A 24168-nucleotide genomic window follows, 5' to 3' on the forward strand; every position below is an offset into this window, starting at 1 on the left:
GAAGCCTTCAGCGATTATAGGTCATCGATCTCGAGCGCCCCGTCGGCGCGGGGAACGCCCAGGTGGCGGTAGGCCGAGGGCATCGCGACGCGGCCGCGCGGCGACCGGCCCACGAACCCGATGCGGACGAGGTACGGCTCGACGACCGACTCGATCGTCTCCGCTTCCTCCCCGACCGTGACCGCGAGGGTGTTGAGCCCGACGGGCCCACCGCCGAATCGGCGCACGAGTGCGTCGAGCACGGCACGGTCGAGCCGATCGAGGCCGATAGCGTCGACGTCGTACAGCTCGAGCGCGGCCGCGACATCCGCCTCCGTCGCACCCGCCGCCGTGTCACCGTGCACCACGACGAAGTCTCGGACGCGGCGCAGCAGGCGGTTCGCGATGCGCGGTGTGCCGCGGGAGCGGCGCGCGATCTCAGCCCGTGCGACGGCCGGGACGTCGACGGCGAGGACGCTCGCGGACCGCTGGATCACGCGTTCGAGCTCCTCCGGCTCGTAGTACTCCATGTGCGCGGTGAACCCGAACCGGTCGCGAAGCGGGTTGGGCAGGAGGCCCGACCGGGTCGTTGCGCCGACGAGGGTGAACGGGGCCAGCTCGAGAGGGATGCTGGTGGCACCGGCACCCTTGCCGACCATGATGTCGATGCGGAAGTCCTCCATCGCGAGGTACAGCATCTCCTCCGCCGAGCGCGCCATACGGTGGATCTCGTCGATGAAGAGCACCTCGCCGGGCACGAGGCTCGACAGCAGCGCCGCGAGATCGCCCGCGTGCTGGATCGCCGGGCCGCTCGACATCCGCAGCGGCCGGCCGCTCTCGTGGGCGACGATCATCGCGAGCGTCGTCTTCCCGAGACCGGGAGGTCCCGACAGCAGGATGTGGTCGGCTGGACGGTCCTGCATCGCGGCCGCCTGCAGAAGCAGCTCGAGCTGCCCGCGCACCTTCTGCTGTCCGACGAACTCCGCGAGCGAGGTCGGCCGTAGTGCCCCCTCGACGGCCAGTTCGGTCTCGTCGGCGGCGAGCTCGTGCGCGTCAGACACCGGTCTGCTCCGGTCGCGCCGGCCCGAGCTGCGCGAGCGCGAGCTTCAGCAGAGCGGGCACGGTCGCGGGGGCCGCAGCATCCGCCGTGACCTGCGCGACGGCATCCGCGGCCACGCGTTCGCTCCACCCCAGAGCCACGAGCGCTGCGACGACCTGACCCACGAGCGTCCCTCCCCCCGAGGGAGCGGACGCCGGCTGAGCAGACGGCACCGCCTGCAGCTTGCCCGCCAGCTGTACCACGATGAGCTTCGCGGTCTTGGGCCCGATGCCCGACACCCGTCGGAACGGGGCGTCGTCTTCGGCGGTGACCGCCTCGGCGATCTGGGCGACGCTCAGTGCCGACAGCACGCCGAGAGCCGACTTCGGTCCGACACCGGTCACGCCGATGAGCAGCAGGAAGACTCCGAGCTGCTCGCGCGTCTCGAAACCGAACAGCGAGAGCGCGTCTTCGCGGACGACGAGGTTCGTGTGCAGCACGATCTCATCGCCGACGTGGAACGAGCGCGGGATGTCGGGGGTCACGGCGACCGAGAACCCGACCCCGCCGACGTCGATGACGACGCTGTCGGACTCGAGGTGCAGCACGCTGCCGCGCAGGGAGGAGATCATGATCCGAGCCTAGGCGCCGCTTCGCAGGTATGTTCGAGCGACACGCGTCGCTCACCACCGGGTGGGAGCGTCAGCGCCGGGCCAGGCGCTCGGCGTCCGCCCACGCCCGCTGCGCCGGAGTGAGCGCCGCTGTGCCGGACGACGACGCCGGGCCGCCGACACCGCGTCGCCACGCATGGCAGATCGCGAGGGCCAGCGCATCAGCGGCATCCGCGGGCTGGGGCAGCGAGTCCAGGCGCAGCACGCGGGCGACCATCGTCTGCACCTGCAGCTTCTCCGCCGAGCCGTAGCCGGTGATCGCCGCCTTGACCTCGGAGGGCGTGTGGGTCGCGGCATCGAGGCCGCTCTCCGCGGCGACGAGCAGCGCGATGCCGCTCGCCTGCGCCGTCCCCATGACGGTGCTCCGGTTGTGCTGAGCGAAGACCCGCTCGACGGCGACGACGTGAGGCTGGTGCTCTGCGATGACCGCGCGCAGGCCCGCTGCGATCGTCGCGAGCCGCCGCTCGATCGGCAGCTCGACGTCGGATCGGACAACCCCGACATGCACGAGGGCGGCGGATCGATCGCGGGCGACGTCGACGACGCCGACTCCGCATCGGGTGAGCCCGGGATCGACACCGAGCACGCGCAGAGAGGTCACTCCCCCACGCTACGTCTGCCGCAGCCGAGCGGAGCGGCGACAACCCGCGAAACGCGCAGTTCCCGGCATCCGACGCGAAATGGGCTGCGCGGGATGCCGGGAACTGCGAGCGATGCTCGGACTGTTACTCGTCGTCGCTCTCGAGCTCGGCCTGCACCTCGGGGGTGAGGTCGAAGTTCGTGTAGACGTTCTGCACGTCGTCGCTGTCCTCGAGGGCGTCGATGAGACGGAACACCTTGCGGGCGGTGTCGGCGTCGACCTCCACCTTGAGCGAGGGGACGAACTCGACGTCGGCGGAGTCGTACTCGATGCCGGCGTCCTGCAGGGCGCTGCGCACCGACACGAGGTCGGAGGCCTCGGTGATGACGCCGAAGCCGTCGCCGTGCGGCTCGACCTCTTCCGCCCCCGCTTCGAGGACCGCGAGCATGACGTCGTCTTCGGTCGTGCCCTCGGACGGGACGACGATGACGCCTTTGCGGCTGAAGTTGTAAGCGACGCTGCCCGGGTCGGCCAGCGTTCCGCCGTTACGGCTGAGAGCGGTGCGGACTTCGGCCGCGGCGCGGTTCTTGTTGTCGGTCAGACACTCGATGAGGAACGCGACGCCGTTCGGTCCGTAGCCCTCGTACATGATCGAGGAGTACTCGACGGCCTCGCCGCCGATACCGGCGCCGCGCTTGATCGCGCGGTCGATGTTGTCTTTCGGGACCGAGGTCTTCTTGGCCTTCAGGACGGCGTCGAAGAGCGTGGGGTTGCCCTGCAGATCGGGGCCGCCGAGCTTGGCAGCGACCTCGATGTTCTTGATGAGCTTGGCCCACGACTTGGCACGGCGCGCGTCGACGACGGCTTTCTTGTGCTTGGTCGTGGCCCATTTGGAGTGACCGGACATGCGCTCGATCTTACCGGGCGGATGCGCTCGCCTCGCGGACGTGCACGAGGAACCTCTCGTGGAAGCGGCGCTCGCCTGAGACCTCCGGGTGGAAGGCCGTCGCGAGCAGACGACCCTGCTCGACCGCGACCACCCCGCCATCCGGCAGGGTCGCGAGCGACCGCACCTGCGGCCCGAGCTCGGTGACGAGGGGCGCTCGGATGAACGCCGCGTGGACGGGTGGGTCCCAGCCCGCGACGGCGAGCGCCGTCTCGAACGATTCGGTCTGACCGCCGAAGGCGTTCCGCCGCACGGTCACGTCGAGCCCGCCGAAGGTCTCCTGACCCGCGATGGCCCCGTCGAGGCGGTCGGCGAGCAGGATGAGCCCGGCGCAGGTGCCGTAGACGGGGAGGCCCGCGGCGATCGCGTCGCGGATGGGCTGCTGCATCCCGAACGCGCGTGCCAGCTTGTCGATGACGCTCGACTCACCGCCCGGCAGGACGAGACCGTGTACCGCCGCCAGGTCGCCGGGACGACGGACGAGGGATGCCGTCGCGCCGAGCTCCGTGAGCACGCGCAGGTGTTCGCGGACGTCTCCCTGCAGGGCGAGGACTCCGACGTGCGGCGGCATCCCTTCGTCCACCGACTCACCAGCCGCGGTCGGCGAGACGGTGCGGGGCAGGCAGATCGGAGACGTTGATGCCGACCATCGCCTCGCCGAGTCCGCGCGAGGCCTCGGCGACGACGGCGGCGTCATCGTGGAAGGTGGTCGCCTTCACGATGGCCGCGGCACGGCGAGCGGGGTCGCCCGATTTGAAGATGCCGGAACCCACGAAGACGCCGTCCGCGCCGAGCTGCATCATCATCGCGGCGTCGGCAGGGGTGGCGACACCGCCCGCGGTGAAGAGCACGACCGGCAGGGTGCCGGTGGCTGCGACCTCGGCGACGAGGTCGTACGGCGCCTGGAGCTCCTTCGCCGCGACGTACAGCTCGTCGGGGCTCTTCGCCTGCAGAGCACGGATCTCGGCGGTGATCGTGCGGATGTGGCGCGTCGCCTCCGAGACGTCGCCCGTGCCGGCCTCGCCCTTGGAGCGGATCATCGCGGCCCCCTCCGTGATGCGACGCAGAGCCTCGCCGAGGTTTGTGGCACCGCACACGAACGGGACGGTGAAGCCCCACTTGTCGATGTGGTGCGTGTAGTCGGCCGGCGACAGCACTTCGGACTCGTCGATGTAGTCCACACCGAGCTCCTGGAGCACGCGCGCTTCGACGAAGTGCCCGATGCGCGCCTTCGCCATCACGGGGATCGACACCGACGCGATGATCTCGTCGATCAGGTCGGGGTCGCTCATGCGCGCCACCCCGCCCTGGGCGCGGATGTCGGCGGGGACGCGCTCGAGCGCCATGACGGCCACGGCGCCGGCATCCTCCGCGACCCGTGCCTGATCGGCGGTGACGACGTCCATGATGACGCCGCCCTTCAGCATCTCTGCGAGGCCGCGCTTGACGCGCGATGATCCGGTGACGGTCTGGTCGTTCGACACGATGGGGCTCCGATCCGGCCGTCTTTTCGGGATGCAGTTCGGCCTAGGCCAAAAAGTAGCATGGCATCCGACATAAGATCGTCCCGATGACTTCCCGTGACACGATCACCGGACACACGGCGGGTGAGATCGCCGACAGCGTCCGGATGCTGCTCGAGCGAGGCGCCCTGCGCGCGGACGACGCGCTGCCACCGGTGCGCGCCCTGGCGGAGCAGCTCGGCGTCAACCGGAACACCGTGGTCGCCGCCTACCGGCTCCTCGCGCAGGCCGGCGTCGTCGTGGCCCGCGGCCGCGGCGGAACGCGAATCGCCGAGGTCTCCCCCGTCGCCGCCGAGGGCGTGGCCGCCGACACGGTGCTGCGCGACGTCGGGTCCGGAAATCCGGATCCTGCTCTCATCCCCGATCCGCGCGGCGTGCTCGGCCGAGTCGCCGGACGCCCCGTCCTGTACGGCGAGCCGGTCATCGACGCCGGTCTCGCAGCCTGGGCCAGGAACTGGTTCGCCGCTGACACGGCAGCGGATGCCGACATCCACCTCACCGTCACCGGTGGCGCCGTCGACGCCGTCGAGCGCCTCCTGGCGCAGGCTCTCACCCGCGACGACGCGGTTGCCCTCGAAGACCCGTGCTTCCTCGCGAGCATCCACACGGTGCGCCTCGCCGGCTACCGCGCGATCCCGGTGCCCGTTGACAACGAGGGCATGACGGTCGATGGACTGCGAGCAGCCCTGGATGCGGGCGCCCGCGCCGTCGTCATCACCCCGCGAGCGCAGAATCCCACCGGTGCGAGCCTGTCGGCCGAGCGCGCGGCAGCCCTGCGCGCGGTACTGGCCGATCATCCGTTCGTCCTCGTCATCGAGGACGACCACTTCTCCCTCCTGTCGACCCAGCCGTACCGCTCGGTCATCGGCGACCAGCACGAACGCTGGGCACGGGTGCGCTCGGTGTCGAAGTTCCTCGGACCGGACATGTGCCTCGCGGTCACGGCATCCGACCCCACGACCGCGGAACGCCTGGCCCTGCGCCTCGGCTCGGGCACCACATGGGTCAGCCACCTGCTGCAGCGCCTTACACACGCTCTCGTCTCGGACGACACCGCCGCCGGCACGATCGCCGCCGCTCGGGCTCACTACGCCGACCGCAACAGCGCCTTCGCAGCCGAGCTGACGCGCGCGGGCCTCCCCTGCGCACCCGGTGACGGACTCAGTCTCTGGGTCGAGGTACCCGGCACCGCCCGCTCCGTCGCCGACGCCCTGATGCGCCGGGGCTGGCTCGCGCGCACCGGCGACGAATTCCGGCTGGCCGACGATGCACCCTCGCGCCACCTGCGGCTGACCGTGCACGACCTGAACGACGCCGACGCCGCACTGCTCACGCGCGACCTCGTCGCATCCGCCCTCCCCTCTCGAAAGGCATGACCCCATGAAGGTGCTCTCGATCCAGTCGGCCGTCGCATACGGACACGTCGGCAACTCCGCCGCGGTGTTCCCGCTGCAGCGCATCGGCGTGGAGGTCATGCCGGTCTACACGGTGAACTTCTCCAACCACACCGGGTACGGCGCCTGGGGTGGCCCGATGATCAGCCCGGACGACGTCCGCGCCGTCATCGCGGGTGTCGAGGATCGCGGCGCCTTCCCGCAGATCGACGTCGTCCTGTCGGGCTACCAGGGGGGCGAGGGCATCGCCGACGTCATCCTCGAGACCGTCGCGCGTGTCAAGGCCGCGAACCCGGATGCGGTGTACGCGTGCGACCCCGTCATGGGCAACGCGAAGTCCGGGTGCTTCGTGGCGCCCGCGATCCCGATCCTGCTCCGCGAGCGCGTCGTGCCGGCCGCAGACATCATCACCCCGAACCAGTTCGAGCTCGGCTTCCTGACCGAGACCGAGCCGACCGATCTCGACTCGACTCTCGCATCCGTCGACGCCGCCCGCGCGATGGGTCCGCGCACCGTGCTCGTGACGAGCGTCGAGCGCCCGGACCGACCCGAAGGCACGATCGAGATGCTCGCCGCGGACGACGCCGGGGCTTGGATCGTCCGCACGCCCCACATTCCCATGAAGGCGAACGGATCCGGCGATGTGACGGCGGCCCTGTTCACCGCTCACTACCGCAGCACCGGCTCCGCAGCCGAGGCGCTGGCGCGCACGACCTCGAGCGTGTTCGACCTGCTCACGCGTACGCACGAGTCGGGCGAGCGCGAACTCCAGCTCGTCGAGAGCCAGGAGGCCTACGCGCACCCGCGGATGCAGTTCACGGTCGAGCAGGTGCGCTGACCGGCGTCACTACTGTCCGCCGGACTCCGTCCACGCCTGCTCCCACTGCGGAGCGTCGTCCGGGCAGAGGAACCGCGTGCCGAAGACCATGATGCTCACGGCGCCCTCGCGCGACGCGTCGTCGACGGCGAGGCTCTGGATGAGCGGCGACGACGTGACGTGCATCTGGAACACGTTCTCGTCGACCTGGTGCCCGTTGAGGATGGAGGTCTCGCACGCGTCCAGGGCAAGGGCGAGCGTCACGGTCTCGGCCTGCTCGGACCACTGTCCGCCGTTCGCCTCGAGGTGCGCGCGCTGCTGTGCGACGAGCTCCTGCTGCGCGGGCGTCTTCGCGGTCAGCGTGGGCTGTCCCACCGGCTGCTGCTGCTCCGCGATGAAGGCGTCGCGCTCGGCCATAGCGTCGCCCGCGTCGGGGGTCGCAGCCGAGCTCTCCTCCTGCGCGGACGCCGTCGGAGCCGGAGTCGGAGTCCCCTCCGAAGAGCCCGCATCACTCGCGGGCGTGCACCCCGCCAGGGCGACCACGCCCAGGACGGCCAGTGCGGCGAGGGTCGCGGTACGGGGACGGGCGGTGATCGACATGGTACCTCCTCAGGGAGCGCTCAGGTTATCGTCCCCGCGGCGCCCCACGGCGGGGCTTGCGCTCGGGGTCGAGCACGAGGAAGGACTGGTCAGTCGGTCGGCCAGGCGCCCGCGACCGCTTCGCGGACCTCGCCGAGCAGCTGCGGGAGTGCCTTCGTCTTCGCGATGATCGGGAAGAAGTTCGCGTCGGTCGCCCACCGGGGCACGACGTGCTGGTGCAGGTGCCCGTCGACGCCGGCGCCCGCGACCGCGCCCTGATTCATTCCGAGGTTGAAACCGTCGCACCGCGACACCTCCCGCAGCACGCGCATGGCCGTCTGCGTCAGCGCGCCGATCTCGGCCACCTCCTCAGCGGTCGCGAGGTCGTACGTCGGGATGTGCCGGTACGGGCACACCAGCAGGTGACCCGAGTTGTACGGGAAGAGGTTCAGCAGCACGTAGGCGGTGCGCCCCCGCGCGACGATGAGGCCGTCGGCATCCGACTTGCCGGGCGCCGCACAGAAGGGGCACTCGTCGCGCAGCGGCTCGGGACCGGCCTGGATGTACGCCATCCGGTGCGGAGTCCACAGCCGCTGGAACTCGTCGGGCACCCCGGCCAGGTGCGCGGCGTCCTCGACCGGGCGCGGGGTGTCCGACGAGCCGGTCACGCGAGCTGTCCCGCAGCGTCCAGGTGCTCCGCCGTGTCGACGAGCGTGCGGTTCGCGATGGCCGCCAGGATGCGCTCGACGGCTTCGTCCACGGCGACGCCGTTGGTCTGCGATCCGTCGCGGAAGCGGAACGAGACCGTGCCTCCGGCGCGGTCCTGTTCGCCCGCGATGAGCTGCAGCGGAACCTTCTGCGTGGTGTGGGTGCGGATCTTCTTCTGCATCCGGTCATCGGAGCGGTCGAGCTCGGCACGGACGCCGGCCTTGCGCAGACGCGAGACGATCTCCTGCAGGTACGGCGCGTAGTCGTCGGCGACGGGGATGCCGACGACCTGCACGGGCGCGAGCCAGACCGGGAAGGCACCCGCGTAGTGCTCGAGCAGGATCGCGAAGAAGCGCTCGATCGACCCGAACAGAGCACGGTGGATCATCACCGGGCGGTGCTTCTCGCCGTCAGGGCCGGTGTACTCGAGTTCGAAACGCTCGGGCTGATTGAAATCGAGCTGGATGGTTGACATCTGCCAGGTGCGGCCGATCGCATCGCGGGCCTGCACCGAGATCTTCGGGCCGTAGAACGCCGCGCCGCCGGGATCCGGAACGAGCTCGAGACCCGACCCCTCGGCAACACGCCGGAGCGTCTCGGTCGCCTGCTGCCAGAGGGAGTCGTCGCCGATGAACTTCGGGTTGCCCTCCTCCTTCGTCGACAGCTCGAGGTAGAAGTCGTTGAGTCCGTAGTCGCGCAGAGTCTGCAGCACGAACTCGAGGCTCCGCACGAGCTCGTCCTCGACCTGGTCGGGGGTGACGTAGATGTGAGTGTCGTCCTGGGTCATGCCGCGCACGCGGGTGAGCCCGGACAGCGTGCCGCTCTTCTCGTAGCGGTAGACAGACCCGAACTCGCTGAGCCGCAGCGGCAGCTCGCGGTAGCTGCGTCCGCGCGAGCGGAAGATCAGGTTGTGGAACGGGCAGTTCATCGGCTTGAGGTAGTACTCCTGCCCCTGCCGCGTCACGTTGCCCTCGGCGTCGACGGTCTCATCGAGCTTCATGGGCGGGTACATGCCGTCGGCATACCACTGCAGGTGGCCGCTCGTCATGAACAGATCGCCCTTGGTGATGTGCGGCGTGTTCACGACCTCGTAGTCGTTCGCGAGCAGCTGCTCGCGCATGTAGCGCTCGATCTCGTAGCGGATGATGCCGCCCTTGGGGTGGAACACCGATAGGCCGGGGCCGATCTCGTCGGGGAACGAGAACAGGTCGAGCTCGACGCCGAGCTTGCGGTGATCGCGGCGGGCCGCCTCGGCGAGGCGTTCCTGGTACGCGCGCAGTTCGTCCTTCGACGGCCAGGCGGTGCCGTAGATGCGCTGCAGCTGCGGGTTCTTCTCGCTGCCGCGCCAGTAGGCGGCCGCCACCCGGGTCAGGTCCCAGCCGTTGCCGACCATACGGGTGCCGGGCACGTGCGGTCCGCGGCAGAGATCCTTCCAGGCGGTCTCCCCGTCGCGGGTGACGTTGTCGTAGATCGTCAGCTCACCGGCGCCGATCTCGGCCGACGCCCCCTCTGCCGCGTCAGCGCCCGACCCGGGGCCGCCGGCGAGGTCTACGAGCTCGAGCTTGAAGGGCTCGTCGGCGAGCTCGGCGCGCGCCTCGTCAGCGGTGACGACCCGGCGGACGAACCGCTGGTTCTCGCGGACGATGCGCTCCATCTCCTTCTTGATCGACTTGAGGTCCTCCGGAGTGAAGGGCTCATCGACGCCGAAGTCGTAGTAGAAGCCGTCCTCGATGGGCGGTCCGATTCCGAGGTTCGACTGCGGCCGGATGCGCTGCACGGCCTGGGCCAGCACGTGCGCCGTCGAGTGGCGGAGGATCGCGAGACCGTCGGGGCTCGATACGGTCACCGGCTCGACGGCATCCGTCTCGGCGACGACCGTCGCGAGGTCCTTCAGATCGCCGTTGACGCGCAGAGCGACGACGGAGCGGTCGGGGAAGAGGGCGAAGCCGTCGGCGGGGTACGACACGTCCGACGGGGAAACGACGTCAGTCAAGGGAACATCTCCAGATGGGTGGCTCGGATCAAGGCTACTCAGCTTCGGACGCTCGCCGCGTCCCGCCCGCTCAGGCCGAGAGCGTTCGGCCGGCGGCGACGAAGCGGGTGAGCACACGGGCTCCGATCCGGCGTCGTTCCATGCGTCGATCCTACTCGTGAGCGTCGTCGACTTCAGAGCGGGCCCCGAGGGCCCATGATGGATGCCGTGAAGCTCGCCATCGCCGGAGCCGCACTGCTGCTCGTGGCGGCGGGCGCGGTGGTCTCCGGCGTGCTGCCCCCGGACGATCTCGTCGGGATCGCCGAGCGTGTCGCCCCGATCCTCGCTTTCGTGGTCGCCGTCACGATCGTGGCGGAGCTGGCGGCGAAGGCCGGCGTGTTCGACGTCGCGGCCGGCCGGCTCGCCCGCGCCTCCCGGGGCCGGACCATTGTGCTCTGGCTCCTCGTCGTGGCGCTCGCCGTCCTCGCCACGGCCTTCCTCTCGCTCGACACGACCGCGGTGCTGCTCACCCCGGTCGTCGTCGCCGTCGCACGCGCCAACGGACTGCCGCCGCTGCCCTTCGCCTTCACAACGGTGTGGCTCGCGAACACCGCTTCGCTCGTGCTCCCCGTGTCGAACCTGACCAACCTGCTGGCCCTCAGCCGGCTGCCCGAGGGCGGCCCCCTGGCGTTCCTCGCGCTGATGGGGCCGTCTGCAGCCGTCGCGATCCTCGTGACGGTCGCGCTGCTGTTCGCCGTCCACCGGCGCTCGCTCGTCGGGCGCTTCGAGCCCGCGCCTGTGCCGCGCGTCACCGACCGGATGCAGCTGGTCGTGGCATCCGTCGTCGTCCTCGCACTCATGCCGGCCCTCGTCAGCGGGCTGGAGCCGTGGATCCCGGCGACGGTCGCCGCGATTCTGCTCATCGGACTCTTCGCATGGCGATCGCCCCGCGGGCTCTCCGCGCGCCTCGTCCCGTGGCAGCTGCTCGTGTTCGCGGCGGGACTGTTCACCGCCATGGCGGCGCTCGAGTCCCTCGGCTCCGCAACGGTGGTGTCGCTGGTCGCCGGAGAGGCCGGCGGGCCGTTCGAGCTGTGGCGCATGGCGGGCACCGCCCTCGTCGCGGCGAACACCGTCGACAACCTGCCCGCGTACCTGCTGCTCGAGTCGGCGGCGGGAACCCCGGAGCGTCTCGGCGCGCTGCTCGTCGGTGTCAATGCGGGACCGCTCATCACCCCGTGGGCGTCGCTCGCGACGCTGCTCTGGCACGAGCGGCTGCACGCGGTGGGTGTCGACGTCCCCTGGCGGCGCTTCATCCTCTGGGGCCTCGTTGCGGCACCGCTCGTCGTCGGCTTGTCGGTCCTGCCGCTCGCGCTGCGCTGAGCCTCACCTCGCCCGGCCGTAGCCACTAGAGGCGTCGAGGCTCACGTCAGGGTGAGGTCGACCTGGATCTCACCCGCGAGACGCTCGAGGTCCGCCACGATGTCGGCGGCGTCGAACTCCGCGGGCAGGCGGACCACGAGAGTCGCCTCGAACAGCGTGCCGCCCGCCATCGGAGCGTCGAGGGTGCGGCTGGTCAGCGCGTCGATGCTCAGCGCGTGGGCGCCGATCGCGTCGCTCACCTCGCGCACGATTCCGGGACGATCGTTGCCGAGCACCGTGAAACGCAGCACTTGCCCGCTCGCGACGACTGGCGTCAACGGCTGGTGTGTCGTGATGCGCAGCAAGCCGTCCAGACGCTCGAGCGCCTCGACGAGGCCGGCCTCGCGATCGGCGGGCACCTCCACCAGCACGATCCCCGCGAAGGCGCCGGCGAGCTCCGCGAGTTCGCTGCGCTCCCAGTTGCCGCCGTGCGCGGCGACGGTGTCGGCGAGCGTGCGGACAAGTCCGACCCGGTCGTCTCCGACGACGGTGAGCACGAGCTGAGTCATGGCGCCGAGCCTAACCGGCGGAGAACTCCGGCGCAGCGGAGACCCAGGTCACCGACCCGCGAACGACAAAACCCCCGGCAGAACCGGGGGTTTCTCGGTGCGCGATACTGGGATCGAACCAGTGACCTCTTCCGTGTCAGGGAAGCGCGCTACCGCTGCGCCAATCGCGCCTATACAGGCTGTTCAGTTATGAGGCGAGGTGGCGACGGGATTCGAACCCGTGTAAACGGCTTTGCAGGCCGGTGCCTAGCCGCTCGGCCACGCCACCGTGTGTGGTTCTGACCCACGTGCCGGATCTCCCTGACGGGAGATCCTCGCACTCGAGCGGATGACGAGATTCGAACTCGCGACCCTCACCTTGGCAAGGTGATGCGCTACCACTGCGCTACATCCGCATTTCGTTCCGGATCGCTCCGGCACTTGTTAAACATTAGCCGACGATCGCACGAGTGCAAAACCGGCGTCGCCCCGCGCGTGTCTCGCCGCCGCGTTCGGGAACCGTCGCGGCATCCGGTATGCTCGTGTCTCGGCCCTCACGGGCCAGATGGGCGATTGGCGCAGTTGGTTAGCGCGCTTCCTTCACACGGAAGAGGTCGTGGGTTCGAGTCCCGCATCGCCCACCACCCCGCCCCGGCTCTCACAGCCGGGGCGTTTTTCGTTGGGCGTGCACTCTGCGGGCGGCGAGGACGCACCAAGGCCGCGAGCACGCACCGAACACCATGCGTCCTCGCGTCAGCGGTGCGTTCTCTCCGCGCTCGACATCGCCCGCGGGAGCCGGGTCAGACGGCGCCGGAGACGCCGAGGAGCGAGCCCACCGTGAAGGTCGCGATCAGCGCGAGTGCCCCTCCGACGACGACCCGGATGACGGGGCGAAGCGGCGGACTGTCGCCGAGACGCGCGCTCAGGTAGCCGGTGAGAGCGAGAGCGATGAGGACCGCGACGAAAGTGACGGGAACCCGGATGCCGGCGGGCGGCAGGAGGATCGCGAGGAGCGGCAGCAGCGCGCCGATGGTGAAGGCGAGCGCACTCGCTCCGGCCGCCGACCACGGACTGACGACCTCGTCCTCGGTCAGCCCCAGCTCGGCCTCGAGGTGCGCGGCGACCACATCGTGCTCGGTCAGTTCCTCCGCCACCCGTCGCGCGGTCTCGGGCGAGAGCCCGCGCTGCTCGTAGAGCCCCGCCAGCTCTATGAGCTCCGCCTCGGGGTCCTCGGCGAGCTCGCGGCGCTCCTTGGTGATCATCGCCCGCTGACTGTCGCTCTGACTGCTGACCGAGACGTACTCGCCGAGCGCCATGGAGATCGCGCCGCCCACGAGGCCCGCGACGCCGGCGGCGAAGATCGGTGCGGCACCCGTCGTCGCCCCCGCGACACCGACGACCAGGGCCGCGGTCGACACGATGCCGTCATTCGCGCCCAGGACGCCCGCGCGCAACCAGTTCAGCCGCCCCGACATGGACGACGCGTGCGGCTCCCCCGGGTGCGCCCCCGGGGCCGCCGAGAACGATTCGCTCATGACGCCATGAAACCACCCGTGCGGCGATCACGGCAGGCCCCCATGCGCCGAGGACGCACCGTCTCCGCGAGAGCGCACGCTCCCCGGCACGTCCTCGCCGAGAGGGTGCGCTTTCGAGGCGCCGAGCCGGCGCGGGTCAGCGCGCGGCGCGCCAGCCGTAGCGCTGCGAGAGGGCTTGCGCGACCCGACCGTAGGTCGCGCGGTCGAGGGCGCCGGCCGTGCGGCGGATGCCGCTCGTGGGCACGAGGTAGATCTGGTCGACGTCGAGCCACGATGGTCGCCGCTCGCGGTCCCAGTCCCCCGTCCCGAGCGGGATGTGGTCGCGCTCGCCGTCGTGCGGCTTGCTCGTGAGCTTCATGGCCCAGCTGCGGCCACTGTCGGCGCGTGCGAGGACGAGCAGCGGGCGATCCTTGCCGCGCGCGGCATCCTCCGCATACGGAACCCACGCCCAGACGATCTCGCCGGGATCGGGTTGCCCGTCGGGCGTCGGCTCGTAAGCCAGACGCAGGCTGCGCGCATCGGGCAGCGCCACCTCGACGACGGATGCCGCGCCCGCGCCCCCTCCGCCCGACGCGGACGGCATGTTCGGGCGAGCCGGCGTGACCGCCCCCGGCCGCGGACGCGCAGCGGCCGGCCGACCCGAGCCATCCGCCGTCCGACGCGGTCGCAGCAGGTCCCACACACGCGAAAGCACACCCATGCGCCCAAACCTACCCAGCTCGCGAGGCGCGCGCGCCCGTCTCCCCCTCCGCTTCGCCTGGCAGCTCGCGCCGCTTCACCTCTCGCGAAGCGGCGCCGCCTGCCAACCGAGCGCCAACGAGAAAGAGGGCGGGACACCGCGGATCACTCCGCGATGCCCCGCCCGGGTCAGAGCCGGGGTCTGATCAGACCTTCGCGTCCGAGAGGGTGTAGCCGACCTCGCCGTGCATGACCGTGTCGATGCCGGCGATCTCGTCCTCGTTCTTCACGCGGAAGCCGATGGTCTTCTCGATCGCGAAGCCGATGATGAAGGCCAGCACGAAGGAGTAGACGAGGACAGCGAGGGCCGCGATCGCCTGGACGATCAGCTGGCTGGCGTCGCCGCCCATGAACAGGCCCGTGCCGTTGGCGAAGAAGCCGAGGTAGAGCGTTCCGATGAGGCCGCCGACGAGGTGGATGCCCACGACGTCGAGCGAGTCGTCGAAGCCGAGCTTGTACTTCAGCTCGATCGCCAGCGCGCAGGCGGCACCGGCGATGAGGCCGAGCACGATCGCCCAGATGGGGTCCACCGAGGCGCACGCCGGGGTGATGGCGACGAGGCCCGCGACAGCGCCCGACGCGGCGCCGACGGAGGTGGGCTTGCCGTCCTTGATCTTCTCGACGAGCAGCCAGGCCAGGAGAGCCGCGGCGGGAGCGGCGATCGTGTTGATGAAGGCGAGCGCGGCGGTGCCGTCGGCAGCGAGCTCGGAGCCCGCGTTGAAGCCGAACCAGCCGAACCACAGCAGACCGGCGCCGAGGAGCACGAACGGCGGGTTGTGGGGAACGTGGACGCCCTTCTGGAAGCCGACGCGCTTGCCGAGGACCAGGGCGAGGGCGAGAGCCGCAGCACCGGCGTTGATGTGCACCGCGGTACCACCGGCGAAGTCGATCGCCCCGACGCCGAAGACATCCTGCAGGCCCTTGGTGATCCAGCCGCCGTATTCGAAGGAGCCGTCATCAGCGAGGCCGAAGTTGAAGACCCAGCTCGCGACGGGGAAGTAGACGATCGTCGCCCAGACGCCGGCGAACAGCATCCACGCACCGAATTTGGCGCGGTCGGCGATGGCGCCCGAGACGAGCGCGACGGTGAGGATCGCGAAGGTCGCCTGGAAGCACACGAAGGCCATCGGCGGGAAGTCGGCGTCGGCGGGCGTCTCGAGCAGGCTGCTCAGACCGATCGCGCTCCAGTCGATCGACCAGGGGGCGACGGTTCCCTCAGCGCCGGGGAAGGCGATGGCGTAGCCGAAGAGCACCCAGAGGACGCCGATGAGCCCGAGGGCGCCGAAGCTCATCATCATCATGCTGATGACGCTCTTGGCCTTGACGAGACCGCCGTAGAAGAACGCGAGTCCTGGCGTCATCAGCAGGACGAATGCGGCCGCGATGAGTATGAATGCGGTGTTGCCTTGATCCATCTCGAAGGGAACCTCTCTGCAGGGACGCAGGTGTAGCGTCGGGTCCCCTCAGTGTCGAGGCGCTCAGTTTCCCCCGACGGCGCAGTCGTGTTTCCGAACGGTTACGCTGCCGCTCCCCCGGTAAACATCAGGTTTCCTCGCGCCGCACGACTCCTGCACAGGCGCTCAGGAGTGGGTGAGAGCCACGAGGCGCGAGATGGCGCGCAGGTACTTCTTGCGGTATCCCCCGCCGAGCATCTCGTCGCCGAACACCTCGTCGAGCGGACGCCCCGTCGCGCGGATCGGGATCTGCGCGTCGTAGGCGCGGTCGACGAACGCGACGAAGCGCAGGGCGGCCGACTGGTCCGTCAACTGCGTCACGTCACGCAGGCCGATCGTGGCGATGTCATCGACGAGACGGATGTAGCGCGAGGGGTGGACGGTCGCGAGGTGCGCGATGACGTCGGCGAACGCGTCGTCCGAGACGAGTCCGGATGCCGCGGCCTCCGCGATCGTCGCCTCGTATTCATCGGGCGCGAGTGCGACGGCGTGCCCGTCGACGGCACGCTGCCGGTAGTCGGTGCCGTCGATCCGGATCGTCTGGAAGCTCGCCGACATCGCGTGGATCTCGCGCAGGAAGTCCTGAGCGGCGAATCGCCCCTCGCCCAGCGCGTTCGGCGGCGTGTTCGAGGTCGCCGCGAGACGCGTGCCCGACGCGACGAGCTCGCCGAGGAGCCGCGTCATCACCATCGTGTCGCCCGGGTCGTCGAGCTCGAACTCGTCGATGCAGAGCAGATCGGCCCCGCGGAGGAGCTGCACGGTGTTCTGGTAGCCGACGGCCCCCACGAGCGCGGTGTACTCGATGAACGACCCGAAGTACTTCCGGCGTGCCGGCATCGCGTGATAGATCGCGGCGAGCAGGTGGGTCTTGCCGACGCCGAAGCCGCCGTCGAGATAGACGCCGGGCTTCGTCTCGGGCACCTTCTTCGCACGGCGGAACAGTCCCCCGCGCGCCGCGGGGGCGCTGCCCCCGGCGAACGCCTCGAGGAGGTCCTTCGCCTCTTGCTGCGACGGGTACTGCGGGTCGGCCCGGTACGAATCGAACGTCGCCGCGTCGAACTGCGGCGGCGGCACCAGGGCGGCGAGCATCTCGGTGCCGCTCACCTCGGGACGGCGGTCGCTGAGACGCAGGATTCCGGCGGATGTGCTCGTCACGGATCAACCCTAACCGCGTGAAAGGATGACGCCGTGCGTGTGACCGAGATGCTTCCGGAAACCGGCGAAAGCGCCGATTCCGCGACGGATGACGGACGGGCGTGGCTCGAGCGGCGCTACCGGCGAGCGCCGGGCGCGTACGTCCGCCTGAACATGGTGACCACCCTCACCGGGTCGGCTTCCGGCGGTGACGGGACGAGCGACACCATCACGAGCCCGACCGACCGCAGCATCCTCGGCATCATCCGCCGGGATGCCGACGTCGTCGTCGTGGGCGCGGAGAGCGTCCGGGCCGAGGGCTACGTCGTCCCGCGCACCGCTGCCCTCGCGATCGTCTCGCGGTCGGGGCGTCTCGACGGCCACCGCCTGGCCGAGGCCGAGGCCGGGCGCGTCGTCCTCGTCGTCCCCGACGGCATCCACCCCGAGGCGCCGGCCGGGGTCACCGTCGTCACCGCTGGCCGCGGTCCCGATCTGTCCCCAGACGACGTGCTGGCCGCCCTATCGGCCCGCGGCTGGGAGCGCGTCGTCTGCGAGGGAGGACCGACCCTCGCAGCGCAGTTCGTCGCCGCGGGCGTGGTCGACGAGATCTGTCTCACGGTCGCGCCACGGATCGGCCCCGTCCGGCATGCGGTCCTGCCGGTCGCCGACGACCCGCCGACCGCCGTCGCGGGCGCCCTGATGGATGCCGCGGGCTTCAGCTATCTACGGCTGAGCGTCGGCGCTCGAGCCACTCGCGGATGACCGAAGTCCACCGTTCGGGGTCGTAGTTCCACAGCTTCGTGTGCCGGGCGGTCCGGAACACCTCGAGCTCGACGAGGTCGGGACGCGCCTCCGCCAGCTGATACGACGCGTCCGCGGGGACGAAGCCGTCGTCGTCGCTGTGCAGGATGAGGATCGGATGCCGCAGCTCGGCCGCACGCGCGACCACGTCGAGCCGGTCGAACGGTATCGGCGTGTTCAGCCCGACGACCCGCGAGCCCCACTCACTGTCCAGTGCCCGCACGGCCGTGCTCGCGACCGGCCCCGGGATGCGCAGCAGGTGCGCCTGGTAGTCGAGCACGATGCGCCAGTCGATCGCCGGCGATTCGAGCACGACTCCGGCGATGATGTCGCGATGGGCCGAGTTGAGTGCCACCTGGAGGGCGATCGCGCCGCCCATCGACCAGCCCATGAGGAAGATCCGGCGCGCGCCGCGGCGGCGGGCCGCTCCGATCGCGGCATCCACGTCGCGCCATTCGGTCGCGCCGAGCATGTACGTGCCCGAGCGACTGCGCGGCGCCTCGCCGTCGTTGCGATACGACACCAGCAGGGATGAGACACCGGCGGCGTGGAACACCGGCACCGCGCGGAGCGTCTCGGTCCGCGTCGTGCCACGTCCGTGGATCTGAATGACCCAGGTGTCGCTCGGCGCTCCGGTTTCGTCCGTGGCCGGGAAGAACCATGCCGGGCAGGGTCCGAGCGGGGACCCGACGAGCTCGGAGTGGTACGGCAGGTGCAGCTCCGCAGGATCGGAGTAGTACCAGCCGCTGAACGCGGCAGCAGCCGACAGCCGGTCGTCGGTTCCGATCTGCGTGAGCAGCTTGCGCTTGACCGAACTCTCGTCCAGAGCCAGCACGGCACCGACCTTGACGTACGACGCGGTGCCCGTCGTGAACAGCCCGTATCGACCGGGGAGCTCGGTGTCTGGGGTGCGCGAGAGGGTGAGCGTCTGCGCGGCAACGTCGACGGCGAGCAGTTCCGTATCGGGCACCCGCCCCGCGGGCGTCACGACTCTGCGAGCTACGCGCATCGACACGGTGCCGAGCGCCGCGAGCGAGATACCGAGGGCTCCGGCGAGCGCCGCGATCGTCGTCTTCGCGGCGGTGGCTGCTGCGGGAGATGCGCCCGCAGCCCCGGCGCGCCTGGAACCCATCATCGAGGCCTCACTCTAGTCTGTCGACGTGGCCGATTCCCGTCCTCCCGCCGACGCGACGGCATTCGTCGTCGCTCGCGATGCGGTGCTGGCGATGACGTTCCGCGACGACCTCGTGGTGCGCGAGATCCCCGCACCGACCGGGCTCGCGCCGGAGGCCCTCGCACTCGCGGGCGATGTGCGGCCCGAGGATCACGCCGTCGACTCCCCCTACGGCACCGGGCGCATCGTCATCCTCCACGACGACGACGAGCCCGACGCCTGGGGCGGTCCGTGGCGCATCGTCGCTTTCGCTCAGGCGCCGCTCGAACCCGAGATCGGAGTCGATCCGCTTCTCGCCGAGGTCGCCTGGTCATGGCTGATCGACGCTCTCGATCACCGCGACGCCTCGTTCCACTCGGTTTCGGGGACCGCGACGAAGACACTCTCGCGCGGCTTCGGGAGCCTTGCCGAGGAGGGCGACGGTGCGCAGATCGAGCTGCGCGCCTCGTGGACCCCCGTCGGAGACATCACCGCCCACATCGACGCCTGGGCGGAACTGACCTGCATGCTGGCCGGCCTTCCTCCGGGGTCGGAGGGCGTCGCCGTTTTCGGAGCACGCCGGGGGAACCGTGGCTGAATACACCGTCATCGCCGATGACGCCGGACTCGAACGCGCCGCGGAACTGCTCGCGGCCGGTGACGGCCCCGTCGCCGTCGACGTCGAACGGGCGTCGGGCTTCCGATACTCGCAACGCGCCTATCTCATCCAGGTGTTCCGCCGCGGCGCGGGCGTGCACCTGTTCGACCCGCCGGCGATCTCGACCTTCGCGCCCCTCCAGGCAGCGATCGGCGAGATCGAGTGGGTGCTGCATGCCGCGAGCCAAGACCTGCCTTCGCTGCGCGAGGCCGGCCTCGACCCGACATCGATCTTCGACACCGAGCTGGCCGCACGGCTGCTGGGCCACGCCCGCGTCGGGCTCGGCGCCGTGGTCGAGGACACGCTGGGCATCGTCCTCGCGAAAGCGCACTCGGCCGCCGACTGGTCGACGCGCCCGCTGCCGCAATCGTGGCTCGAGTACGCCGCTCTCGACGTCGAGCACCTGATCGACGTCCGCGACGTGCTCGCCCGCGAGCTCGAGGCCCAGGGCAAGGTGGAGTTCGCGGCCCAGGAGTTCCAAGCCGTGCTCGACCGGCCGGTCAAGCCGCCCCGCGAGGATCCGTGGCGCCGACTCAGCGGCCTGCACACCATTCGCGGCCGGCGTGCCCTCGCCGTCGCTCGTGCGCTGTGGACCGCGCGCGAGGAGTACGCCCGCGAGCAGGACATCGCTCCCGGCCGGCTCGTCCCCGACCGTGCGCTCGTCGCGGCGCTCGCCGCCGACCCGAAGACGAAGCAGGACCTGGCGAAGGTCAAGGACTTCACCGGCCGCGCGAGCCGCTCGCAGCTCGACCGCTGGTGGGCGGCCTTCGAGGCGGGCCGGGCCGAGCAGTCGCTGCCGCCGGACCGGCTGCCCGGCGACGGACTTCCGCCGGTGCGGGCCTGGGTCGACCGGAACCCTCCCGCCGACGCCCGCCTGAAGGCGGCGAAGCCACTCGTCGAGCAACGTGCCGAGGAGCTGTCGATGCCGACGGAGAACCTGCTCACGCCCGAGCTCCTGCGCCGCGTGGCGTGGGCGCCGCCGGCCGAGATCTCCGCCGAGACGGTCGGCGCAGCACTCGCCGAGCTCGGCGCACGTCCGTGGCAGATTGAGCAGACCGCACAGGTGATCGCGCAAGCCTTTGTGGATTCCGTGAACGGGGATGCCGCGCCCTCCTCGAGCGGTTCGTAGGTTCGATCCAACCGATTTTCCCGGCCTCCCCGGCTCTCTAGGCTGGAGTCGATCCCATCTTCTGGAGGCAAAGTGGCCGAGATCTCGGACGTCTACTTCATCGACGGCATGCGTACCCCGTTCGGGCGCGCCGGCGAGAAGGGCATGTACTGGAACACCCGAGCGGACGACCTCGTCGTCAAAGCGATCCGGGGCGTGATCGAACGCAACCCCGATGTGCCGCTCGACCGGATCGATGACGTGGCGATCGCCGCGACGACGCAGCAGGGCGATCAGGGCCTGACCCTCGGCCGCACTGCGGCGATCCTCGCCGGCCTTCCGCAGAGCGTGCCGGGCTTCGCCATCGACCGCATGTGCGCAGGCGCGATGACCAGCGTCACCACGATGGCCGGGTCGATCGGCATCGGCATGTACGACCTCGCCCTCGCGGGCGGCGTCGAGCACATGGGCCGCCACCCGCTCGGCGGCGGAGACACCGACCCCAATCCCCGCTTCCTCACCGAGAAGCTCGTCAGCGCAGATGCCCTGAACATGGGCATCACCGCCGAGCGCCTGCACGACCGCTTCCCGGTCCTCACGAAGGAGCGCGCCGACCGGTTCGGCATGCGCAGCCAGCAGAAGGCGCAGGCCGCGTACGACGCCGGCAAGCTGCAGCCCGACCTCGTTCCCGTCGCGGTGAAGTCCGCGGACGGCGCGTGGGGCCTCGCGACCGAGGATGAGGGGCGCCGGCCCGAGACCACCATGGAGGGCCTCGCGCAGCTGAAGACCCCCTTCCGGCCGCACGGCCGCGTCACCGCGGGCACTTCGTCGCCCCTCACCGATGGCGCGACCATCAGCCTTCTCGCCGGCTCGCGCGCGGTGAAGGAGCTCGGGCTCACCCCGAAGATGCGGATGGTCTCGTTCGGCTTCGCCGGCGTCCAGCCCGAGGTGATGGGCATCGGCCCCATCCCCTCGACCGAGAAGGCGCTCGCCAAGGCCGGCCTGACGATCGACGACATCGGGCTCTTCGAGCTCAACGAGGCGTTCGCGGTGCAGGTGCTCTCGCTGCTCGACCACTTCGGCGTCGACGACGACGATCCGCGCGTCAACCCGTGGGGCGGCGCGATCGCGGTCGGTCACCCCCTGGCGGCATCCGGTGTGCGTCTGATGATCCAGCTCGCCGCGCAGTTCGCCGAGCGCCCCGACGTCCGCTACGGCCTCACCGCGATGTGCGTGGGCCTCGGCCAGGGCGGATCCGTGATCTGGGAGAACCCCCACTACACCGGCAAGAAGAAGACCGCGAAGAAGTGAGGCGCGCCGACATGACCTACGACGACATCGACTTCTCCCCCCTCGACGCCCTCACCGGTGACGAGGTCGTCACGCATTCGCTGGTGCGCGATGTCCGGCTCGCCTCGGGCCGCACGCTGGCGCTCATCACCCTCGACAACGGACGAGACCACACCCGGCCGAACACGCTCGGTCCGGCGACGCTCGCCGAGCTGGGCGGCGTGCTCGACACGCTCGCCGCCCGTGCGGCGGCCGGGGAGATCGACGCCGTCGGCATCACCGGCAAGCAGTACATCCTCGCTGCGGGCGCCGACCTCTCCGATGTCTCACGGTTGCCCTCGAAGGAGATCGCGAAGCTCGTCGCGCAGCGCGGGCACCAGGTGCTCGGGCGTCTGTCGCAGCTGGGCGTCCCCTCCTTCGCTTTCGTGAACGGCCTCGCCCTCGGCGGCGGTCTCGAGATCGCGCTCAACAGCACGTACCGCACCGTGGACGCCTCCGCCGCGGCGATCGCGCTGCCCGAGGTCTTCCTCGGGCTCATCCCGGGCTGGGGAGGCGCCTACCTGCTGCCGAACCTCATCGGGATCGAGAACGCGCTCGAAGTGGTCATCAGCAATCCGCTCAAGCAGAACCGCGTGCTCAAGCCGCAGCAGGCGTACGACCTGGGCATCATGGACGCGATCTTCCCCGCGGTGAGCTACCTCGAGGACTCGCTCGCCTGGGCCGACCGCGTGCTGTCGGGCGCCGTCTCGGTCACGCGCAAGAACGAGCCCGGCAAGCTCGAGCGCCTGACCAAGTGGCCGATCGCCGTCAAGGTTGCCCGCGGCATGCTCGAGTCGAAGATCGGCACCGTCCCGAAGGCTCCCTACCTGGCCCTCGAGCTGCTCGAGAAGGCCCGCGGCGGCTCACGCGACGAAGGCTTCGCCCGCGAGGACGACGCTCTGGCCGAACTGATCTCGGGTGACCAGTTCGCCGCGTCGATGTACGCCTTCGACCTGGTGCAGAAGCGCGCGAAGCGGCCGGTCGGCGCTCCCGACAAGGCGCTGGCGAAGAAGGTGACGAAGGTCGGCGTCATCGGCGCGGGCCTCATGGCCAGCCAGTTCGCGCTGCTGTTCGTCCGCAAGCTCCAGGTGCCCGTGCTCATCACGGACCTCGATCAGGCGCGCGTCGACAAGGGGCTCGCCTACATCCGCGACGAGATCGGCAAGCTCGAGGTGAAGGGCCGCATCGATTCCGACACGGCGGGCAAGCTCCGCTCGCTCGTGCACGGCACGGTCGACAAGAGCGAGTACGCCGACTGCGACTTCGTCATCGAGGCGGTGTTCGAGGAGGTCGGGGTCAAGCAGCAGGTCTTCGGCGAGATCGAGAAGATCATCGCCGACGACGCGATCCTCGCGACGAACACCTCGTCGCTGTCCGTGGCGGAGATCGGCGCGAAGCTCGCCCACCCCGAGCGTCTCGTCGGCTTCCACTTCTTCAACCCCGTCGCGGTCATGCCGCTGATCGAGGTCGTGAAGACATCGCAGACGACGGATGCTGCCCTGTCAACCGCGTTCGTCGTCGCGAAGGGCCTCGGCAAGAACGCCGTCCTGACAGCCGACGCGCCCGGCTTCGTCGTGAACCGACTGCTGGCGAAAGTCATGGGCGAGGCGGCGCGTGCCGTCTACGAGGGCACGCCGGTCGCCGATGTCGAGAAGGCCTTCGCGCCGCTCGGGCTGCCGATGGGGCCCTTCCAGCTCATCGACCTCGTCGGCTGGAAGGTCGCCGCACACGTGCAGGACACGATGACCTCGGCGTTCCCCGACCGCTTCTATGCGAACGAGAACTTCCACCAGCTCGCGGAACTGCCCGAGGTCGTCGAGAAGGACAAGGGAGGACGGGTCACCGGCTTCACCAAGGCCGCGGAGAAGATCGCGAAGAAGGCGACGGGTTCGTCGCCGGTCGCGGCCGACACGATCCTCCAGCGCGTTCAGGACGGCCTGGCGCAGGAGATCAAGCTCATGCTCGACGAGGGCGTCGTTCCCGAGGTCCAGGACATCGACCTGTGTCTCATCCTGGGCGCCGGCTGGCCGTTCGTCGACGGCGGTGCTTCGCCCTACCTCGATCGGGAGGGCGCATCGGAGCGGGCGTTCGGCGACACGTTCCACCACCCGCCCATCCGCGGGATCGCGAACCGCTGACAGCC

23 protein-coding genes and 4 tRNA genes are annotated in these 24168 nt (G+C 70.2%); 9 read left to right on the forward strand and 18 right to left on the reverse strand.

Going from position 1 to position 24168, the window contains the following annotated elements; genetic code table 11:
* Window positions 1–14: 14 nt before the first annotated feature.
* The 6 genes from ruvB to pdxS all read right to left on the reverse strand — a co-directional run bounded on the left by ruvB (window position 15) and on the right by pdxS (window position 4699).
* On the reverse strand, window positions 15–1040 hold the full coding sequence (gene ruvB, locus ABIC53_RS06415) for a Holliday junction branch migration DNA helicase RuvB (RefSeq protein WP_112614224.1): 1026 nt from the start codon (window positions 1038–1040) through the stop codon (window positions 15–17).
* A complete protein-coding gene (gene ruvA / locus ABIC53_RS06420) occupies window positions 1033–1650 on the reverse strand; it encodes a Holliday junction branch migration protein RuvA (RefSeq protein ID WP_112614222.1) in 618 nt (205 codons plus the stop codon). Before ruvA ends, ruvB begins: the two co-directional genes overlap by 8 nt.
* A 70-nt stretch (window positions 1651–1720) precedes the next feature.
* Window positions 1721–2290, reverse strand: a complete 570-nt coding sequence (gene ruvC / locus ABIC53_RS06425) for a crossover junction endodeoxyribonuclease RuvC (protein WP_258524533.1) — start codon at window positions 2288–2290, stop codon at window positions 1721–1723.
* A gap of 124 nt (window positions 2291–2414) precedes the next feature.
* Window positions 2415–3176 carry a YebC/PmpR family DNA-binding transcriptional regulator gene (locus ABIC53_RS06430; protein WP_112614218.1) on the reverse strand — a complete coding sequence of 254 codons (762 nt, stop codon included), beginning with the start codon at window positions 3174–3176 and terminating at the stop codon, window positions 2415–2417.
* Window positions 3177–3186: 10 nt separating this feature from the next.
* Window positions 3187–3786, reverse strand: a complete 600-nt coding sequence (pdxT, locus tag ABIC53_RS06435) for a pyridoxal 5'-phosphate synthase glutaminase subunit PdxT (RefSeq protein ID WP_274177708.1) — start codon at window positions 3784–3786, stop codon at window positions 3187–3189.
* Window positions 3787–3802: 16 nt separating this feature from the next.
* On the reverse strand, window positions 3803–4699 hold the full coding sequence (gene pdxS / locus ABIC53_RS06440) for a pyridoxal 5'-phosphate synthase lyase subunit PdxS (RefSeq protein ID WP_404568052.1): 897 nt from the start codon (window positions 4697–4699) through the stop codon (window positions 3803–3805).
* An 86-nt stretch (window positions 4700–4785) separates the two neighbouring features.
* On the opposite strand from pdxS, the gene ABIC53_RS06445 reads away from it, so the two are divergent.
* Window positions 4786–6114, forward strand: a complete 1329-nt coding sequence (locus ABIC53_RS06445) for an aminotransferase class I/II-fold pyridoxal phosphate-dependent enzyme (protein ID WP_274177707.1) — start codon at window positions 4786–4788, stop codon at window positions 6112–6114.
* A 4-nt stretch (window positions 6115–6118) separates the two neighbouring features.
* Complete coding sequence (gene pdxY / locus ABIC53_RS06450) at window positions 6119–6970, forward strand: pyridoxal kinase PdxY (protein ID WP_282502427.1); 852 nt, start codon at window positions 6119–6121, stop codon at window positions 6968–6970.
* A gap of 9 nt (window positions 6971–6979) precedes the next feature.
* Here the strand turns inward: pdxY and ABIC53_RS06455 are convergent, their stop codons facing one another.
* From ABIC53_RS06455 to thrS, 3 genes are all read right to left on the reverse strand, one after another.
* Window positions 6980–7549 carry a hypothetical protein gene (locus ABIC53_RS06455; protein ID WP_354450797.1) on the reverse strand — a complete coding sequence of 190 codons (570 nt, stop codon included), beginning with the start codon at window positions 7547–7549 and terminating at the stop codon, window positions 6980–6982.
* Window positions 7550–7638: 89 nt separating this feature from the next.
* Window positions 7639–8196 (reverse strand): HIT family protein, encoded by a 558-nt coding sequence (locus ABIC53_RS06460; protein ID WP_282502424.1) that lies wholly within the window; start codon window positions 8194–8196, stop codon window positions 7639–7641.
* Window positions 8193–10229 (reverse strand): threonine--tRNA ligase, encoded by a 2037-nt coding sequence (gene thrS / locus ABIC53_RS06465; protein WP_274177704.1) that lies wholly within the window; start codon window positions 10227–10229, stop codon window positions 8193–8195. Before thrS ends, ABIC53_RS06460 begins: the two co-directional genes overlap by 4 nt.
* 198 nt (window positions 10230–10427) lie before the next feature.
* Between thrS and ABIC53_RS06470 the strand changes: the two genes are divergently transcribed.
* Window positions 10428–11588 (forward strand): SLC13 family permease, encoded by a 1161-nt coding sequence (locus tag ABIC53_RS06470; protein ID WP_282502566.1) that lies wholly within the window; start codon window positions 10428–10430, stop codon window positions 11586–11588.
* Window positions 11589–11629: 41 nt separating this feature from the next.
* Here the strand turns inward: ABIC53_RS06470 and ABIC53_RS06475 are convergent, their stop codons facing one another.
* The 4 genes from ABIC53_RS06475 to ABIC53_RS06490 form a co-directional block, all read right to left on the reverse strand.
* Window positions 11630–12136 (reverse strand): glycine cleavage system transcriptional repressor, encoded by a 507-nt coding sequence (locus tag ABIC53_RS06475; RefSeq protein WP_282502423.1) that lies wholly within the window; start codon window positions 12134–12136, stop codon window positions 11630–11632.
* Between the two features lie 98 nt (window positions 12137–12234).
* Window positions 12235–12306, reverse strand: a tRNA-Val gene (locus ABIC53_RS06480).
* A gap of 27 nt (window positions 12307–12333) precedes the next feature.
* A tRNA-Cys gene (locus tag ABIC53_RS06485) sits at window positions 12334–12404 on the reverse strand.
* A 55-nt stretch (window positions 12405–12459) separates the two neighbouring features.
* Window positions 12460–12531: transfer RNA gene (locus tag ABIC53_RS06490), tRNA-Gly, on the reverse strand.
* Between the two features lie 151 nt (window positions 12532–12682).
* Between ABIC53_RS06490 and ABIC53_RS06495 the strand changes: the two genes are divergently transcribed.
* Window positions 12683–12759: transfer RNA gene (locus tag ABIC53_RS06495), tRNA-Val, on the forward strand.
* A 156-nt stretch (window positions 12760–12915) separates the two neighbouring features.
* Here the strand turns inward: ABIC53_RS06495 and ABIC53_RS06500 are convergent.
* From ABIC53_RS06500 to zapE, 4 genes are all read right to left on the reverse strand, one after another.
* Window positions 12916–13650: a VIT1/CCC1 transporter family protein gene (locus ABIC53_RS06500; protein WP_274177701.1), complete on the reverse strand. Its 735-nt coding sequence runs from the start codon at window positions 13648–13650 to the stop codon at window positions 12916–12918.
* Between the two features lie 136 nt (window positions 13651–13786).
* Window positions 13787–14350, reverse strand: coding sequence for a type II toxin-antitoxin system PemK/MazF family toxin (locus ABIC53_RS06505; RefSeq protein ID WP_274177700.1), 564 nt, complete (start codon window positions 14348–14350; stop codon window positions 13787–13789).
* A gap of 184 nt (window positions 14351–14534) precedes the next feature.
* Window positions 14535–15803 carry an ammonium transporter gene (locus ABIC53_RS06510; RefSeq protein ID WP_112614198.1) on the reverse strand — a complete coding sequence of 423 codons (1269 nt, stop codon included), beginning with the start codon at window positions 15801–15803 and terminating at the stop codon, window positions 14535–14537.
* Between the two features lie 165 nt (window positions 15804–15968).
* The gene (zapE, locus tag ABIC53_RS06515; protein WP_274177699.1) at window positions 15969–16997 is read right to left on the reverse strand and encodes a cell division protein ZapE; all 1029 of its coding nucleotides are present in this window, start codon (window positions 16995–16997) and stop codon (window positions 15969–15971) included.
* Between the two features lie 33 nt (window positions 16998–17030).
* On the opposite strand from zapE, the gene ABIC53_RS06520 reads away from it, so the two are divergent.
* Window positions 17031–17738: a dihydrofolate reductase family protein gene (locus tag ABIC53_RS06520; protein WP_282502422.1), complete on the forward strand. Its 708-nt coding sequence runs from the start codon at window positions 17031–17033 to the stop codon at window positions 17736–17738.
* On the opposite strand, the gene ABIC53_RS06525 is transcribed toward ABIC53_RS06520, so the two are convergent.
* Window positions 17692–18912, reverse strand: a complete 1221-nt coding sequence (locus ABIC53_RS06525) for an alpha/beta hydrolase family protein (RefSeq protein ID WP_274177697.1) — start codon at window positions 18910–18912, stop codon at window positions 17692–17694. The two genes, ABIC53_RS06520 and ABIC53_RS06525, sit on opposite strands and share 47 nt — an antisense overlap.
* 25 nt (window positions 18913–18937) lie before the next feature.
* Between ABIC53_RS06525 and ABIC53_RS06530 the strand changes: the two genes are divergently transcribed.
* The 4 genes from ABIC53_RS06530 (at window position 18938) to ABIC53_RS06545 (ending at window position 24163) form a co-directional block, all read left to right on the forward strand.
* The gene (locus ABIC53_RS06530; protein WP_114587835.1) at window positions 18938–19528 is read left to right on the forward strand and encodes a DUF3000 domain-containing protein; all 591 of its coding nucleotides are present in this window, start codon (window positions 18938–18940) and stop codon (window positions 19526–19528) included.
* A complete protein-coding gene (locus ABIC53_RS06535; protein WP_282502421.1) occupies window positions 19521–20717 on the forward strand; it encodes a ribonuclease D in 1197 nt (398 codons plus the stop codon). The genes ABIC53_RS06530 and ABIC53_RS06535 overlap by 8 nt, the downstream gene beginning before the upstream one ends.
* Window positions 20718–20789: 72 nt before the next feature.
* A complete protein-coding gene (locus tag ABIC53_RS06540) occupies window positions 20790–22007 on the forward strand; it encodes a thiolase family protein (RefSeq protein ID WP_354450802.1) in 1218 nt (405 codons plus the stop codon).
* An 11-nt stretch (window positions 22008–22018) separates the two neighbouring features.
* Complete coding sequence (locus tag ABIC53_RS06545; RefSeq protein WP_354450804.1) at window positions 22019–24163, forward strand: 3-hydroxyacyl-CoA dehydrogenase NAD-binding domain-containing protein; 2145 nt, start codon at window positions 22019–22021, stop codon at window positions 24161–24163.
* Window positions 24164–24168: the final 5 nt, after the last annotated feature.

Source organism: Microbacterium sp. 1262, assembly GCF_040544895.1.
In the GTDB taxonomy this organism is placed as follows: Bacteria; Actinomycetota; Actinomycetes; order Actinomycetales; family Microbacteriaceae; genus Microbacterium; species Microbacterium plantarum.

Coding starts and splice junctions, on each gene's coding strand:
- ruvA (WP_112614222.1), bottom strand. CDS start 1,650: ATGATCTCCTCCCTGCGCGGCAGCGTGCTGCACCTCGAGTCCGACAGC.
- ABIC53_RS06430 (WP_112614218.1), bottom strand. CDS start 3,176: ATGTCCGGTCACTCCAAATGGGCCACGACCAAGCACAAGAAAGCCGTC.
- pdxT (WP_274177708.1), bottom strand. CDS start 3,786: ATGCCGCCGCACGTCGGAGTCCTCGCCCTGCAGGGAGACGTCCGCGAA.
- ABIC53_RS06445 (WP_274177707.1), top strand. CDS start 4,786: ATGACTTCCCGTGACACGATCACCGGACACACGGCGGGTGAGATCGCC.
- pdxY (WP_282502427.1), top strand. CDS start 6,119: ATGAAGGTGCTCTCGATCCAGTCGGCCGTCGCATACGGACACGTCGGC.
- ABIC53_RS06455 (WP_354450797.1), bottom strand. CDS start 7,549: ATGTCGATCACCGCCCGTCCCCGTACCGCGACCCTCGCCGCACTGGCC.
- ABIC53_RS06470 (WP_282502566.1), top strand. CDS start 10,428: ATGGATGCCGTGAAGCTCGCCATCGCCGGAGCCGCACTGCTGCTCGTG.
- ABIC53_RS06475 (WP_282502423.1), bottom strand. CDS start 12,136: ATGACTCAGCTCGTGCTCACCGTCGTCGGAGACGACCGGGTCGGACTT.
- ABIC53_RS06500 (WP_274177701.1), bottom strand. CDS start 13,650: ATGAGCGAATCGTTCTCGGCGGCCCCGGGGGCGCACCCGGGGGAGCCG.
- ABIC53_RS06505 (WP_274177700.1), bottom strand. CDS start 14,350: ATGGGTGTGCTTTCGCGTGTGTGGGACCTGCTGCGACCGCGTCGGACG.
- ABIC53_RS06510 (WP_112614198.1), bottom strand. CDS start 15,803: ATGGATCAAGGCAACACCGCATTCATACTCATCGCGGCCGCATTCGTC.
- ABIC53_RS06525 (WP_274177697.1), bottom strand. CDS start 18,912: ATGATGGGTTCCAGGCGCGCCGGGGCTGCGGGCGCATCTCCCGCAGCA.
- ABIC53_RS06545 (WP_354450804.1), top strand. CDS start 22,019: ATGACCTACGACGACATCGACTTCTCCCCCCTCGACGCCCTCACCGGT.